General features: G+C 50.9%; 12 protein-coding genes. 9 read left to right on the top strand and 3 right to left on the bottom strand.

Translation table 11 applies throughout. From position 1 onward, the window contains the following. The first annotated feature begins 293 nt into the window (after positions 1-293). From ACO0LN_RS05830 to ACO0LN_RS05810, 5 genes are all read left to right on the top strand, one after another. Entirely contained in the window at positions 294-1,487 is a 1,194-nt protein-coding gene (locus ACO0LN_RS05830; protein WP_422971832.1) for a hypothetical protein, read from the top strand. Between the two features lie 11 nt (positions 1,488-1,498). Continuing rightward, positions 1,499-1,912 carry a hypothetical protein gene (locus ACO0LN_RS05825; RefSeq protein WP_422971830.1) on the top strand — a complete coding sequence of 138 codons (414 nt, stop codon included), beginning with the start codon at positions 1,499-1,501 and terminating at the stop codon, positions 1,910-1,912. A gap of 223 nt (positions 1,913-2,135) precedes the next feature. Beyond that, positions 2,136-3,851 (top strand): methyl-accepting chemotaxis protein, encoded by a 1,716-nt coding sequence (locus ACO0LN_RS05820; RefSeq protein ID WP_422971828.1) that lies wholly within the window; start codon positions 2,136-2,138, stop codon positions 3,849-3,851. 69 nt (positions 3,852-3,920) lie between these two features. Next, positions 3,921-5,648, top strand: coding sequence for a methyl-accepting chemotaxis protein (locus tag ACO0LN_RS05815; RefSeq protein ID WP_422971826.1), 1,728 nt, complete (start codon positions 3,921-3,923; stop codon positions 5,646-5,648). A 400-nt stretch (positions 5,649-6,048) separates the two neighbouring features. Then, positions 6,049-6,836, top strand: a protein-coding gene (locus tag ACO0LN_RS05810; RefSeq protein WP_422971824.1) for an IS5 family transposase whose coding sequence is annotated in 2 segments (ribosomal slippage) — positions 6,049-6,400 and positions 6,400-6,836 — 789 coding nt in all. Because the reading frame shifts where the segments join, the coding sequence is not laid out codon by codon here. Between the two features lie 107 nt (positions 6,837-6,943). Here the strand turns inward: ACO0LN_RS05810 and ACO0LN_RS05805 are convergent. Further along, positions 6,944-7,174 carry a hypothetical protein gene (locus ACO0LN_RS05805; RefSeq protein WP_422971888.1) on the bottom strand — a complete coding sequence of 77 codons (231 nt, stop codon included), beginning with the start codon at positions 7,172-7,174 and terminating at the stop codon, positions 6,944-6,946. A gap of 516 nt (positions 7,175-7,690) precedes the next feature. Between ACO0LN_RS05805 and ACO0LN_RS05800 the strand changes: the two genes are divergently transcribed. The 3 genes from ACO0LN_RS05800 to ACO0LN_RS05790 all read left to right on the top strand — a co-directional run bounded on the left by ACO0LN_RS05800 (position 7,691) and on the right by ACO0LN_RS05790 (position 11,300). After that, positions 7,691-8,245, top strand: a complete 555-nt coding sequence (locus ACO0LN_RS05800; RefSeq protein WP_422971822.1) for a lipocalin family protein — start codon at positions 7,691-7,693, stop codon at positions 8,243-8,245. 64 nt (positions 8,246-8,309) lie between these two features. After that, positions 8,310-9,866, top strand: a complete 1,557-nt coding sequence (locus ACO0LN_RS05795; RefSeq protein WP_422971821.1) for a deoxyribodipyrimidine photo-lyase/cryptochrome family protein — start codon at positions 8,310-8,312, stop codon at positions 9,864-9,866. A 27-nt stretch (positions 9,867-9,893) separates the two neighbouring features. Then, positions 9,894-11,300 carry a DASH family cryptochrome gene (locus tag ACO0LN_RS05790; protein WP_422971819.1) on the top strand — a complete coding sequence of 469 codons (1,407 nt, stop codon included), beginning with the start codon at positions 9,894-9,896 and terminating at the stop codon, positions 11,298-11,300. Positions 11,301-11,388: 88 nt separating this feature from the next. On the opposite strand, the gene ACO0LN_RS05785 is transcribed toward ACO0LN_RS05790, so the two are convergent. Beyond that, positions 11,389-12,531, bottom strand: coding sequence for an ABC transporter substrate-binding protein (locus ACO0LN_RS05785; protein WP_422971817.1), 1,143 nt, complete (start codon positions 12,529-12,531; stop codon positions 11,389-11,391). A gap of 359 nt (positions 12,532-12,890) precedes the next feature. After that, the gene (locus ACO0LN_RS05780) at positions 12,891-13,424 is read right to left on the bottom strand and encodes a MarR family winged helix-turn-helix transcriptional regulator (RefSeq protein ID WP_422971815.1); all 534 of its coding nucleotides are present in this window, start codon (positions 13,422-13,424) and stop codon (positions 12,891-12,893) included. Positions 13,425-13,622: 198 nt separating this feature from the next. Between ACO0LN_RS05780 and ACO0LN_RS05775 the strand changes: the two genes are divergently transcribed. After that, entirely contained in the window at positions 13,623-14,882 is a 1,260-nt protein-coding gene (locus tag ACO0LN_RS05775; protein WP_422971813.1) for a flavin-dependent oxidoreductase, read from the top strand. Positions 14,883-14,893: the final 11 nt, after the last annotated feature.

Here is a 14,893-nt window from a genome sequence, read left to right as displayed (position 1 = left end):
ATTTTTGCTTTTTTAGCATGCGTATTGTCGGCATTTCGCCACGGAAAGTGCAAGAAATGGTGAAATGACTTTTTGTATTTCTGACCATCACCTAATTTGAAAAGGCGGGCCTTTTGTTTATGTTTCCGTCAAGCATCTCCTAGTAGGCATCAAAAAATCGTATATCAGATTACTATTTTTTTGCCAACCGTCGAGTTGCCACTATGCAATTTTTTTGCGGATTTCCCTGAGGAAATAGTCTAAATCTGTCTGTTCAATAAAACTTACAATGAAGAAACTTTCAAGGAGATAGCATGAAATTGAAACCTTTTATCACTTTATTGGCGATGGCATCTGCCGTATCAGCCGCCTGGGCTGAGGACACGTCCAACATCACCATCAGCGGATTTGGTACGGCCGCACTAACACGCAGCAATACTTCTGATGCAGAATTTGCCCGTCCAAATCAATTGGCTGGCGTCACCAGCGGCGCAAAAACCGGGGTGGATTCCAATCTTGGTTTGCAGGTCACGGCAAAAATGAATGACTGGCTGTCTTTTACGGGGCAGGGTTTGGTGCGTAAAAACGTCACGGACAATTTTGGTGCAGAACTGGCCTGGGCCTTTGCCAAAGCCAAGGTATCTGACAACCTGAACATACGCGTGGGCCGCGTTGGCCTGCCTGTGTATATGATTTCTGACTACCGCAATGTAGGCTATGCCAACACCATGTTGCGCCCGCCAGTAGAAATGTACACCCAGGTTACACTGGAAAGCCTGGATGGTGCCGATGTACTGTACCAGACCAATCTGGGTGATACTGCCGTGACTGCGCAATTTGCCTATGGCGTGACTGACTCGGATAACCGCGGTGGCTTTACAGCGAAATTCAAAAAGGTATCGAGCATCAATATCGTTGCTGAAAATGGTCCTTTCACTTTGCGTTTTGGCCGTGTCGATGCGAATGTCACTGTTGATAATTCCACTAACCTCAATACCCTGGTTTCTGGCCTGACGAAGTTTGGTTTTGCCTCTGCTGCAAATGCCATCGCGGTGAATGACACCAAGGCTTCTTTCACTTCCGTCGGTCTCGGTGTGGATTGGAAGAGCATGGTAGTGCAGGCAGAATATGGCAAGCGTAAATCCGCCAGCCTGTCTATTGCAGACACCACATCCTGGTACACCATGTTTGGTTATCGCATGGGCAGTTTCTTGCCGTATGTAGTCCATGCATCCGCCACCCAGGACAGCCCACGCACAGTCGCCGGTTTGCCAACAGCTGGCCCGCTGCTGCCTTACACCCTGGGCGCAAATGCTCTGGCATCAGCATCTCCTATACAAAGCAGCAACAGCATAGGTGTACGCTGGGATTTCCATAAATCTGCCGCTTTGAAATTGCAGCTCGACAGGATGTCACCGGACAATGGCCCTGGCGTGTTCATCAATGCCAAGCCGGGTTTCAAAGGTCCTGTGACCGTGTTTGCAGCAGCAGTTGATTTTGTATTCTGATGGGAGGCGTGATGAATAAGCTATTGACACATTTATTGTTCGCCGCCACTGTCATGACTGGCACTGCAATGGTGCAAGCGGCAGAACTGGTCGTGATCGTGAATACTGCCAACCCGGCAACGGCCATGACATCTACCCAGGCTTCGCAGTTTTTCCTTGGCAAGTCGGCCATGTTTACTCCTGTCGATTTACCAGACAACTCACCGATACGTGCCGAATTCTACAAGAAAATCGCCGACAAGGACTTGTCTGAAGTAAAGACCATCTGGTCCAAGCTGGTGTTCACCGGCAAGGGTACAGCACCGAAGGAATTGCACAATAGTGCAGAAGTGAAAAAAGCTGTGGCTGCCAATCCTACCGGCATAGGCTATATAGAAAAATCAGCGGTGGATGCCACGGTCAAGGTCGTGACTTTCTTGCCCTGACCAAACAGTCGGCCAATTATCAAAAAGAAAGCTGCTGGTCAGCTTTCTTTTTTTTTGCCACGCTTTTCTCACCTGTCCTGCTGATTAGTAATAAGAAATTTGCATTTTGCAACACTTCCTTCTACAACTAGATATATAGTTATAGCATCCCCTGCCTCTGTTCCTGATTCCCTGATTTCTTGACCTTAGCAATTTTGTTGTTCTTTTCTGTAAAGGACTCACCATGAAATTGTTTTACGACCTGAGGATTTCTGCCAAGCTGTTTGTTGGCTTTATGCTGCTGCTGATACTCACCGTTTTTCTTGGCGGCTTTTCAGTCTTTCAATTGTCGCGGGTAAATGCCACTGCACTGGAATTGGGCACCAACTGGATGCCCAGCGTGAACGCCGCCATGGGTATCAAGGAAAGAATCTCACGTCTGCGCACCCAGGAAATGCAAATCGTGCTATCAGCAGGTGATGAAGCCAATCTGAAAAAATACGAAAAGCGCTGGAGTGATTATGTTGCAGAACTCAAGAAGTATGAATCGGACTATGCAAAACTGATCAGCACTGAGTCGGAAAAAAAGTTTTTTGCCGAATATCTCGCCATCTGGGAGCGCTATGCAGCCGAGACAAAAAAACTGGTCGCCCAGGCCAACGCCGGCAATATGGAAGAAGCGCGCACGACCTTACGCGGCGATTCATCCAAACTGAATGCCGACATGCTGGCAATTATCGACAAAATAGTGCGAGTGAATGCCGATGGCGGTATCGCCGAATACCAGTCGGGTGAACAGATTTATGCGAACTCCAGGAATCTGATACTGGGTCTTATCGTAGCAACCATTGCATTGGGAATGCTGCTGGCGTACTGGATAGCCAGAGTAGTGGCAGGCCCCCTGCAAGAAGCAGTCAAGGTTGCCAAGACCGTGGCTTCGGGTGATCTGACCAGTGATATTCAGGTTACTACACGGGATGAGACCGGCGAACTCCTGCAAGCCCTTAAAGACATGAATGCCAGCCTGTTATCTGTCGTTGGTGAGGTGCGCACAGGTACTGACCTCATCGCCACCGCTTCGACTGAAATTGCCAACGGCAATATGGATTTGTCAGCCCGCACAGAAAGCCAGGCCGGCTCACTCGAAGAGACGGCATCTTCCATGGAAGAACTGACGTCTACCGTCAAGCATAACAGTGATAATGCGCGCCAGGCCAATCAGTTATCGCATTCGGCTTCTGCAGTTGCGCAAAAAGGCGGTAGTGTGGTATCACAAGTAGTGGATACCATGGGTTCCATCAGTGCATCGTCTAAAAAAATTGTCGATATCATCGCTGTCATTGATGGCATCGCCTTCCAGACCAATATCCTGGCGCTGAACGCTGCAGTAGAGGCTGCACGGGCTGGCGAACAGGGGCGCGGCTTTGCCGTGGTCGCATCAGAAGTGCGCAACCTCGCGCAGCGCTCTGCCAGTGCCGCCAAGGAAATCAAGACACTCATCAATGACTCAGTCGAAAAAGTCGATCTCGGTACACGCCTGGTCGATGAAGCGGGTATCACCATGAAAGAAGTCGTTGATAGCGTCAAACGTGTCAGTGACATCATCAGCGAGATCACAGCAGCCGGTGCCGAACAAAGCTCAGGCATAGACCAGATCAATACCGCCATCATACAAATGGACCAGGTCACCCAGCAGAACGCGGCGCTGGTGGAAGAAGCCGCAGCAGCTGCGGGGGCTCTGCAAGAACAGGCAGCCAACCTGAGCCGCGTTGTTGCGGTGTTCAAGCTCCATCATGTGCAGCCTGCTGCAGGTTTTCAAAAACAGGCAGCCAGGCCCGCAGCCAGAATATCTGCACAAGCCGCTAAACCTGCAACGAGTACACGCAAACTGCCACCAGCAAGAGCAGTATCCAAACAGCGTGAACCGGCCAAAACAGAGCAAGACTGGGAAGAATTCTGAGATGTCTGACCCAGCCCGTATTACTGGCTTTTTTTCGACGTATTGTCGTCCCTTTTAATGGGAGTTGTGATGAAGATTTTTTATAACCTGAAAATTTCAGCCAAGCTGTTTGTTGGCTTTGGCTTGCTATTGCTGTTGACGATATTCCTCGGCGTATTTTCGATTACCATGCTGGCCAAGGTGAACCAGAACGCCTACGAGCTGGGCACCAACTGGATGCCCAGCGTGAACGCCGCCATGGGTATCAAGGAAAGAGTATCGCGCATACGCTCACAGGAAGCACAACTGGTTTCAGCTGAAAATGCCGAAGAGGTCGAAAAATATATAGGCCGCACTAAGGAAGCCGTTACTGGCCTTAAGGAGAATGAGACCGATTATGCGCGCCTCATATCTGAGCCTGACGAAAAAAAACAGTTTGAAGAATATAGCAAGTCAATGGCCGAGTATTTGCAAATCTCAGACAAGATGGCGGCATTGGCGAAAGAGGGTAACAGCAAGGACGCCATGGCCTTGATGCGCGGTGACTCTTCCAAGCTCAATACCAAAGTACGTGCTCTTGTCGATAAAATGGTCAAGACCAATGTCGAGGGCGGTGTTGATGCCTACAAGCGTGGTGCTGAGTCTTACGAGTCTTCGCGCACCCTGATTATCATTGTCCTTGTCAGCAGTATCGCGCTTGGCATGTTGCTTGCTGTTGCCATTGCCCGCATTGTTTCACGTCCACTGCAGGATGCCGTCAGGGTTGCTCAGACCGTTGCTGCCGGCGACCTGACCAGTCACATCGAGTCGCATACCAGTGACGAAACCGGCTTGCTATTGCAAGCTCTAAAAGAAATGAACCAGAGCCTGTTGAAGGTAGTCAGTGAGGTACGTCAGGGCACAGATGAAATTGCCGCAGCGACGAAAGAGATTGCAGAAGGCAATATGGACTTATCCAACCGCACGGAAAACCAGGCCAGCTCACTTGAAGAAACAGCTTCTTCAATGGAAGAGATTACCTCTACCATCAAACACAATAGCGACAATGCACGCCAGGCCAATCAGTTGTCCCACTCTGCTTCTGCGGTGGCACAAAAAGGTGGCGATGTGGTGTCGCAGGTAGTTGATACCATGGGTTCCATCAATGAATCCTCGAAAAAAATCGTCGATATCATCGCCGTCATCGACGGGATTGCCTTCCAGACCAATATCCTGGCCCTGAACGCAGCGGTAGAAGCTGCTCGTGCCGGTGAACAAGGGCGCGGCTTTGCCGTAGTGGCATCAGAAGTGCGCAACCTTGCGCAGCGCTCGGCCAGTGCCGCCAAGGAGATCAAGGAACTCATCAATGATTCTGTCGATAAAGTAGGGCAAGGCACCCGCCTGGTCGATCAGGCTGGTGAAACCATGAAAGAAGTCGTGGATAGTGTCAAACGCGTCAGTGACATCATCAGTGAAATTACCGCAGCGGGCACCGAGCAGAGCGCTGGTATAGAACAGATCAATGTTGCCGTTACCCAGATGGATCAGATGACGCAGCAAAATGCTGCCCTGGTAGAGCAGGCCGCAGCCGCGGCAGGTGCCTTGCAAGACCAGGCCGAAAACCTGAGCCGCATAGTCAGTGTCTTTAAACTTGACCAGAGCCACGTCATTGTACCCAAACCTGCTTCAAAACCGGTCGCAGTCGCCAGCGTTTCTGAAAAACCGCTGGTACGCAGGCTGCCCAAACCTACAGCTAAACCTGTCACCAAAACCACAAAACCAACAGCCCCCAGAAAAGAACCCGTGGCAACAGCGACCGATGGCTGGGAAGAGTTTTAATCCTCAATAAATCCTCAGCAAACTTGAACTGAACCCAAAACTGGAGCACCAGATTTTGGAGTTCAGTTTATTTTTTTAAGACCCAATTCAAGACCTGAGCTAGCAGGAATAAACCTGCCGATAATTGCCTGCCTGCTGATATCACAAATACTTGCCTTACCACGCCGGAATGTCTGTTTTTTTATACAAATGCTATCCCGCCCGCACTTAGCTTGCCCAAGACCAACAGACTGCCAGCATAATACTTGCTGACAAATTACCCACTGAATATTTACCCACTTAATGGCGGACAGGCTTATCTCCGCGACCTTATCCCGGGAGACAGCTCGTTGAAGCAGACTAGCACTCATTTCATAAATAGAGTCTGTTAACTTTTTTTGGATTATGTTAACTTTGGAGCATGACACGAAGAGAAGAATTAACCGAAGATCAATGGAACGTATTAGCTCCCTTAATTCCAGAATCGACCAGGCGTAGTGATGGTCGTGGAAGGCCCGAAGTGCATGATAATCGTGCGGTGCTCAACGGGATTTTATGGATATTACGTACCGGAGCTTGTTGGGCTGATTTACCAGACCGATTTCCATCAGGCTCTACCTGCTTTCGTCGATTTAGCCGGTGGGTTAAAGATGGTGTATTGCGCAAGATATTGGAAACGCTGGCACGGCATCTGGAAGAAGTGGGGCAAATCGATTTATCCGAATGCTTTATAGACGGCACATTTGTGCTGGCAAAAAAAGGGGCCCAAAAGTGGGAAAGACCAAGCGGGGCAAGGGTACGAAGCTCATGGTTATTGCAGACGCTACTGGTCTTCCACTCGCCGTGCACACGTCTTCTGCTAGCCCACATGAAGTCACCCTTGTCGAAGCTACGCTCGATGAAACCATCACGGTGGGACGACCCAAACGACTTATTTGGGATCGCGCCTACGATAGTGATCCGCTCGATTGCCTCTTGGCAAAACAAGGTGTAGAACTGATCGCACCACACAAACGCAACCGCAAACGTGCAGTTACTCAGGATGGTCGCGCTTTGCGTCGATACAAGCGTTGCTGGAAAGTCGTACATCTGTTCGCATGGCTCAACAAATTCAAGCGTGTCCTCACTCGTTGGGATCGTTGTGCTGATCGATATACAAGCTTTGTACATTTGGCTCTTTCTATGATCCTGCTTCGAAGGTATTTATGAAATGAGTTCTAGTAAAAATATAGACGACTCGCCTGCCTACATTGCCTCATAGCCGCATCGGAGAATTGCTACCGCATCACTGGATATCAGCCGACTATTCTTTGCGATCACGAGAAGCTCAAGTCCAAACCGAACATCCTGGCAAGGACGAGGGTGAAGAGTCCCAGGCCCAGGAGTGATAGCATGAAGATTGCGGCCACCTTGCCGCCCGCGCGTAGTACCGCATTCGTCGCCATCTTCTTCCCTTGGTCATAATGCCACTTGATGGCGAAGAACATGCCGATGGCGAGCACGAGGAGCTTGAATGTCAGCAGGACTATAGGAATCCAATCCATCATTTTAAGTATTTTCAGGTTGTTATTGGCACTATCTATCGTGTGGACGGCACTAACGTAAAACGCCACTCCAGCAGCTTCGTTTTTTTCAATCATCCCCCTCAGGCATCCAGCATAGTGATTTGCTGAATGCGGATGAGAAATGAGCAGGCGTCCACAACTGTCACGCAATAATGGTGTTGCTGTGCGCCCTGATGCATACTACCTCAAAGCAGTTTCCCTACATGAGGACAAAATGTCTCAGTTGAAAAACATGCAATATAAAAATTTGCCAGTCTGGTTGCGGAGTTTACATATTGGAGCGGCGCCATCACTGCACTGGCATATGAATTCCAGAGTGGTGCCAACCAGCGCATGCTGTTGCATGAGACAGGGTGGATCATGACAGATGATCGCTGGTTAATGCCTGAACTTACCCAACGTCTGTGAACGGCTTACAAATTCGCTGTATATTGGCATGTCCGGCAAGCGGTCGCCGTCACTGAACTGCGATTGCCATGAAATCATTTGGAGTATTTAATGAAGAAGAGAATCATCTGCGCGGTACTGTTTGCATTAAGCCTGAGCGCGAATGCTGCCGACGCGCCGCAAGTTGCTGCCAAGCCGGTTGTGACGATAGCCGCACTGGATGTGCCGCGCTACATGGGTACCTGGTATGAAATAGCAAAGTTTGAAAATCGGTTCCAGAAGAAGTGTACGGGCTTTACCTCGGCGACGTATTCAGCATTAGCGGACGACAAGGTACAGGTCACCAACCGTTGCCAGGGCAGTGGTGGTGAAGTCATCGAGGCTATTGGCGAGGCCAGGCAGGTGGGCAACTCAAGCTCACCGAAGTTGAAAGTGCGCTTTGCGCCAGCGTTTTTGTCTTTTCTGCCTATGGTGTGGGGTGATTATTGGGTCATAGATCTGGACCAGGATTATCAGTTGGTTGCCGTCAGCGAAGCCAAGCGCGAGTTCTTGTGGATATTGTCGCGCACGAAAAAAGTTGATAAAGAAAAGTACGATACCCTGGTCGCACGGCTGGTGGCGCAAGGCTTTGACGTAAGCAAGCTGGTGCCCACCAAACAGGATTAGCAGGCTTGCATGCCAGTTTTTGCGCATGCCGGATAAAATAAACAGGCGTTGATATAATGCCCGCATGACATATAGCATCGTTTGGTTCAAACGCGATCTGCGTTTGCATGATCATCTTGCGCTACATACAGCAATCAGCAAAGGGCCGGTGCTGTGCTTGTACGTGGTCGAGCCATCCTTGTGGGCGCAGGCTGATGCGGCGAACCAGCATTACCAGTTTTTGCTAGAGAGCCTGCGTGTGCTGTACCTTGCTTTACGCAAAAGCGGTGGCCAACTGCATATCCTGACTGGTGAAGCCACTGAGGTATTTGCGCACATTTTTGCGTACCAGCCATTCTCGGCTATTTATTCACACGAAGAAACGGGCAACAATTTCACCTACCAGCGTGATAAGGCGCTGGCGCGCTGGTGTTGCGCGCAACAAGTGGAATGGCATGAGTTTGCCCAGTTTGGTGTGGTGCGTCGCTTGCAGAGCAGGGATGACTGGCAGGCCAGCTGGAATGCGCATAATGACTTGCCCTGCGTAGCGCTGCCGCCATTGAGCACCGCCAGTTTTGCACCAATGACACCTGCAATTACACTCCCACGATTGCCGCCTTCAGTACAGGAGTTGCACCTGGACCCTTATGATCCGCCTGAGCGTCAGCGTGGTGGCAGGCAGAATGGCTTGATGATACTGGATAGTTTTTTGCGTGAGCGCAGCCATCAATACCGGGGCGGGATTTCATCTCCCTTATCGGCACCCACGGCTTGTTCGCGCCTGTCGCCGTACATGGCATTTGGCTGTCTTAGCCTGCGGGAAGTCGTGCATGCCACACGCGACCACATCGCCAGCTTGCCAACCACGGCTGAGCGTCATAAAAAAGGCCTGGAAGCCTTTATCAGTCGCTTGTACTGGCATTGCCACTTTATTCAAAAACTGGAGAGTGAGCCAGAAATTGAATACCGCAATATGCATCGTGGCTATGACGGACTGCGTGAGCAGGAGTTTAATGAGGCGCATTTTGACGCACTCGTTTCTGCCCGCACTGGCTGGCCGCTGGTCGATGCTTGCGTAACGATGTTGCGGCAAACTGGCTGGCTTAATTTTAGAATGCGTGCCATGCTGGTTTCTGTCGCAGCTTATCCTTTGTGGCTGGACTGGCGGCCAGTCGGGCACTGGCTTGCGCGTCAGTTTTTGGATTATGAACCGGGCATACACTGGAGCCAGATGCAGATGCAATCAGGCACTACGGGGACGAATGTGCCGCGTATTTATAATCCTATCAAGCAGGCCAGTGACCATGATCCCCATGGCCATTTCGTGCGGCGCTGGCTGCCTGCCATGCGGCGCGTACCTCACACATGGTTATTTGAACCGTGGCGCATGCCGCTAGATGTGCAGGCTGCTTGTGGTATCAAAGTGGGTGTCGATATCCCTGAGCCTATAGTCGATCTGGAACTGGCGACCCGCATTGCCAAGACCCGGCTGTTTGATTTGCGCAAGCAGCCTCACATGCAGGCTCCCAAATTAGCCGTCATAGAAAAGCATGGTTCGCGCAAAAAGACTCCTGACAAGATGCACCAGCAAACTCTGTCGAGCAAGCAGCCTGTCAGCGTGCAATTGGAACTGGACTGGTGAGATGAAAACAAAGGTTAAAGAATAAGGATGGCGATGAGTGATAATTCATGTGTTCTTTCAGCGCAAGCTCAAGAAGGCAGCCCTTCTAACACGTCGGGCACTGTGATTTATTGGTTTCGCAATGACCTGCGTTTGGCAGATAACCGGGCTTTGGTTCATGCCTGCCAGCATGCGGAAAGCCTGGTATTTGTCTATTGTCATTCACTCTCCACTTTGCAGCCACATCGCTGGAACTTGCCTCACTCTGGGTTGCATCGCCAGCGCTTTGAGGCATCCGCTTTAGCTGATTTAAGCGATCAGTTAAACGCAATGGGCAGCCAGCTACTTGAGGTTAAAATGAGTGCAGTGGAATTTCTACCACTGCTCGCAAGTGAACTAGATAGCAAGGTGGTTTACTGTGAAGAGATTGCTGCACCTTATGAGCAAGACGATATCCTGGCATTAAGAGCAGCAGGTTTGACTGTGCATATACACTGGCAATCCACCTTGTTAGACCTGGCAGATTTGCCCTTCAGGACAGAAGCGCTGCCTGATGTATTTACGCAGTTTCGCACTCTCATCGAAGGCAGTGACTTGCAGCCGCCTGCGCCGCTGCCAGCACCAAAGTGCTTGCCAGCTCTGCCGGACAACTTCGGCCAGATTGTAAAGAAGTGGGGGATTGACTCACACGCTGGCGCGGTAGAGGCAAGTGCTGAAGCATCAGCACTGCTGAATGATGATCGCTCATCTTTCCCCTACTTTTTACCTGCGTTTTCTGGTGGTTCAACTGCAGCTTGCGCGCATGTAGAAGACTATCTGAAGCGTAAGCTGCCGCACACCTACAAGCAAACCCGCAATCAATTGTCTGGGCTGGATTATTCGACCAAATTTTCTCCGTGGCTAGCCTCTGGGGCGATATCAGCACGCCAGATTTTTAGTGCGCTGAAAAAATTTGAAGCGGAACATGGTGCAAATGAAGGCAGTTACTGGATCTGGTTTGAATTATTGTGGCGTGATTATTTTCGCTTGCTGCATCTGAAATACGGACGTCGCTTATATTTTGCCAAGGGCCTGAGCGATTTACCGGCACCGGCACATGATGCAAAAAAATTCAATGACTGGTGTCTGGCCCGGACAGGCAATGCGTTTATTGATGCGGCGATGGCAGAGCTCACTGCAACAGGCTATTTATCGAATCGCATGCGTCAGGTGGTTGCCAGTTATCTCATCCATGAACTGGCTTGCGACTGGCGTGCTGGTGCGGCATGGTTTGAATCTCAGCTTATTGATTATGATGTGTATAGCAATCAAGGTAACTGGTTGTATATCGCAGGGCGTGGCACAGACCCGCGCAATGGCAGGCGTTTCAATGTCCAAAAACAAGTCCATGACCATGATCCTGATGGCGCATATCGACGCTCATGGGGCAAACTAGCAAGCGAAGCCAGAGATTGATGATATCTGAAATATGAAATGCAAGCGCGGCGGCTCAGGCTGCGCTTGCCAAGACATCAGGGCTTCGCTCCAGGTTTCGCCCGGGACATCAAGGGCCTACGGATTTCCAGTTGCCACCTTGTATGGTCAGCATCACCCTCGCCTTTTCTTCCAGACCGAAATGGTCATTCGCGGTGTAATGCAAGACACCCTGGGTGATAGGAATATCAATCTCGGATTCCATTGCGTCTTTCAACGCTGTGCGGAATTCTGGCGTGCCGGGTTTGGCTTTTTTCAGGGCCAGGGGGATGACGCGGTTCAGCAGCAAATAGGCGTCGTAGCCGTGGGCGGCGAACTGATTTCTGGTGCCTTCGCCGTATTGTTTTTCATAGCGGTTGGTGAAGTCTGTGGCCAGTTGTTTTGAGGGATGGTTGTCTGGCAGCAGCTCGGGCAGGATGGCCAGGCCTGCGACGACGAAGGCACCTTCTACGTCTTTACCACCGAGGCGTATGAGGTCACGTGAGGCGGCGCCATGGGTCTGGTAGATTTTGCCTTTGTAGCCGCGTTCTATCAGTGCCTTGTGCGGCATGGCTGCACCGCTGCCGGATGCGCCTATGAGTATCGCATCTGGCTTGGCGGCCAGTATCTTCAGGGTTTGTGCGGTGACGCTGGTGTCGGGACGGTTGAAGCGTTCTGTGGCGACCGATTGCAAGCCGTCTTTGGCGGCTGCAGCGGTGATGGCCTTGAACCAGGTTTCGCCATAGGCATCAGAATAACCCAGGTAGGCGTAGGTTTTGACGCCTGCTTTTTTCATGTGGTCGGCGACGGCATGGGCCATGAGTGGGGTTGATTGGGCGACACGGAAAGTCCAGGTACCTTTGCCGGGTGCGACCTCAACCGGCGAGGTAGAGATTTGTGGCGTCTTGAGTTCAGAGGCGACTTCTGCCAGAGCAACGGAGGCGGGAGTGGCGGTGGAACCGACGATGACATCGACCTTATCGTCAGTGATTAGCCTGCGGGCGTTTTTGCTGGACTGGGTAGTGTCGGATGCGTCGTCGAGAATAATCAGTTTTACTTTTTCACCTCCTATGGTTTCTGGCCACAGGCCTATGCCGTTTTTGGTCGGGATGCCCAGACCAGATGCGGGACCAGTCAGCGGCAGGCTGACACCTATGGTGATGTCGGCGTGGGCCATGCCTGAGGTGGCGGCTATCAGCATTGCCAATAAGCTGGGTTTAAGTTTGATTTGCATTGCGGTCTCCTGAATTATTGTTGGTGTTGCAGATGCTTGCAGATGCGGTTTTTGTCTTTTTGGCTGGCTTGGACTTTTTGTTTTTTACTGCGCTGCAATATTGTTATGTCGCATAACAGTTATTTAATATAATAATATTTTCGTTGGGATGCAAGTGAGGATTTGATTTTTTGAGTTTCGTGTTAGCGACGACGATGTCGCCGTTCAAACACAAAACCTTGAATGCATTCTTCGTAGGTTGGGCTACGGGTTATCAGCCCAACACTCGGCCTTAACAAACATGTACATTATTTATACACCCAGTGTTGAGCTGATAACCCGTAGCCTGGCGAGGCCCGGCCCAACCTACAAAAATATTATTACTCAGGCTCCACACACAACTTCCCCAGCAAGGCGCGCAACTGCTGCCTTTCCTTCGCGCACAGGTGCTGGCTGACTCTGTCATCGTGTTCTTTCACAGCCTGTTTATATTTCTCTAATTGCTTCTGGCCTTCTTTGGTCAGGTGCAGGTTATAGGCCCTGCGGTCGCCGGACCCCTGGCGTTCCAGCAGGCCTGCCTGTTCAAAATTGTCGATGATGGCGACCACACCTGAGCGGGCGATGCCCATGACTTCTGCGAGGCGGGTTTGGGAGATGCCTGGATTGTTGCTGACTATCACCAAGGATGAGAAGCGCTGGGGGGTGATGTCATAGACACCGAGGCTGGCACTGAAGTCTGCATAGATGGATAGCTGGGCGCGGCGGACGGCGTAGCCAGTCAGTTCATCAAGGATGCCATAGTCTATGCCTTCTATACGGGCGTTGAAAGTGGGCAGTTGCGGTGTGCTGGGCTGATGCTTGCTTGCTAGGGCCCTGGCTTGTACTTTGGAGTTGTCTGTTTTTTGTTTGGGCATGGTCAGGCAATATGAGTGAACTTGTTCGTTGAAGTATTGTACATGTTGGGTTATTTTATATTAGCTAATCTACATTACCAGCAATAGACAAATAGAAATTTGCAACAAGGCTTGTATTACCCGGAATAATTGTTATACAGTAGAACAATATAGCCGTATTTAAAAACGCGCAGTATCATCAATTTGCTGGAGGAAGACATGAAAGTGGTAATCGCTGGTGCCGGGATAGGTGGCCTGACTCTTGCCTTGATGTTGCATGAGCGCGGTATAGATGTTGAAGTCTATGAAGCGGTCAATGAGATCAAGCCGCTGGGTGTGGGCATTAATTTGCTGCCGCATGCGAGCCAGCAATTGTGCCAGTTGGGGCTGGAAAGCTGCCTGGCTGAACTGGGTATCGAGACCTCATCATTGTCCTACTTCAATAAATTAGGGCAAAAAATCTGGCAGGAGCCACGTGGCCGTGCGGCTGGGTATGACTCACCGCAATACTCGATACACCGTGGCGAATTGCAAATGACTTTGCTGAAAAATGCCATAGAGCGCTTGGGTGCTGGGTGTATCCACCAGGGACATGCAATCACGTCTTTTGAGCAGGTCGCAGACAAGGTGATTTCTACTTTCACCAGACAGGCGGATAAAACGGCGGTGACGGTGGAGTCTGATTTGCTGATAGGTGCGGATGGCATACATTCAGCAGTGCGGCGCTTTTTGTACCCGCAGGGCGACCACCCGCGATTTTCTGGACGCATGTTGTGGCGTGGCGTGACAGAAGCTGCACCGTATATGGATGGGCGCAGCATGTTCATGGCGGGGCACCAGGACCAGAAATTTGTTTGCTACCCTATCTCTGAGCCTTTGCGCAAACAGGGCCGTTCGCTGATCAACTGGATTGCCGAGTTGCGGGTACCGGGTGGCGAATTGCCCGCCTCGGACTGGAACCGCAAGGTCGATAAATCTACATTCAGCAAACCCTTTGATAGCTGGAACTGGGGCTGGATAGATATCCCTGCACTTATAGAGGCCGCAGAAGTGGTGTATGAATTCCCGCTGGTAGATCGTGACCCTTTGCCACGCTGGACATTTGAACGAGTGACGCTGCTGGGTGATGCTGCCCACCCCATGTACCCTATAGGCTCGAACGGCAGTGCTCAGGCAATACTTGATGCGCGGTATTTGAGTGATTGCCTGGCCGATTGCCTGCGTGGTGAAGCAAGTACCTTGTATGCCTTGCGTGAGTATGAAGCTGAGCGTTTGCCACGCACGGCAGGCATAGTATTACGCAATCGCATGAACGGGCCTGAGCAGGTGATGCAGATGGCAGAGGAGCGTGCGCCTCAGGGTTTTGCGGACGTGACTGAAGTGATTGCGCAGTCTGAGCTTGAAGCAATTTCTTTGCGGTATAAACGGCTGGCAGGGTTTGATAAGGATGCCTTGCGTGTAGCAGGGAAGATTGCTTGATGTATTTGAAA

The sequence above is a fragment of the Undibacterium sp. TC9W genome (genome assembly GCF_049339865.1).
Classification (GTDB): Bacteria; Pseudomonadota; Gammaproteobacteria; order Burkholderiales; family Burkholderiaceae_D; genus Undibacterium.
Note: the sequence above shows the minus strand (reverse complement) of the source record. Positions and strands in the feature narration are given on the sequence as shown.